This is a genomic window from Aliagarivorans taiwanensis DSM 22990 (assembly GCF_000429505.1).
GTDB classification, from domain to species: Bacteria; Pseudomonadota; Gammaproteobacteria; order Enterobacterales; family Celerinatantimonadaceae; genus Aliagarivorans; species Aliagarivorans taiwanensis.
This window is the reverse complement of record NZ_AUBZ01000083.1, coordinates 1-1,039: the sequence shown is the minus strand read 5'-3', so window position 1 is coordinate 1,039 and position 1,039 is coordinate 1. Positions and strand designations below refer to the sequence as shown.

The 1,039-nt window shown below is 45.4% G+C and carries 1 protein-coding gene; it reads left to right on the top strand.

All coding sequences use genetic code 11. From position 1 onward, the window contains the following. The coding region (locus G462_RS23595) for a 3'-5' exonuclease family protein (protein WP_211234251.1) at nt 1-547 on the top strand (547 nt) is incomplete at its 5' end. Nucleotides 548-1,039 lie beyond the last annotated feature (492 nt).

Below are 1,039 nucleotides of genomic sequence, written 5' to 3'. Positions count from 1 at the left end.
AGTTGGTCTGGTACGTTTTGTCATGGTTCACCTGTATTGTTGCGAGGCGATGATATCACCTCTAATCAGGTGGCCAAATTTAGTGTGCCACTACATAGCCGCGCTTACGGGGATCTGCGACGAGGAGCGCAAAAAGCAGGGCGTCTCGTTTCATAAATGCCATGAGCAACTGTTTGAGTGGTTTTCCGATCCGAATATCGTTTGGGTTAGCTTCCATTTGCAACACGACTGGAATTGGCTGCATTATAGCTTTGACAGCCACGGCATGGAGCTACCTAAGCGTATTAAAGGGCTGTGCTTAAGCCAGGTTGTCGCAGCCGGTAACCAAGGGATCAAGAAACCCCTGGATAAGGCAATGTCCGACCTAATTAATGAGGCTCGCTATGAGCAGTTACAGCGGAAACTTCCCTTGCAACGACATCGCGCACTCCATGATGCGTTAATTCATCGATATCTGTTCGGGTTGCTGGCTAAGCAGGCTGGTGGCACTGCTGAGCTTGTCTCAAAGCAAGCGCTATTCACGGCCACATCTATCGACAAAGTGTAAGGAAAATTTTAAGGAGATTGTATGGCAAAGGAACGACCAATTCTCTTCAACGAAGATCGGTTGGTTGTTGGCCGCGCTGCACCAAACTGCGCGTTGTGCTGGTCACAACTGATCACCTCTACTGGCCCATTTTGCATGAGTCTAAGGCCATAGAGAGATAATGTGGATGTCCTGCTATCTCTTTGACTAATTATTATTAAAAGAGGCAAAAATCTTTCTTCCTTCAAAGTAGACCCTTACCATTTGCTCATTAGATATTTCGTAGTAGTAACTCAAATCGTCAGATAAAGAATCAACAGAATCATATGTCACTTTAGAAGTGGGCAGACAAGGTTTAACATGTTCGTATATCTCTCTAAACAAGACATCAGGATGACGGCCAGAGCGAATTTCCATAAAAGTGTACTAGCTCAGACCTGATCTGACAGTTACCCAATTTTGAATCGGTGCCTGTCAGTTTAGATTTGAGCTAGGTTCTTCTCAGCCCAAATC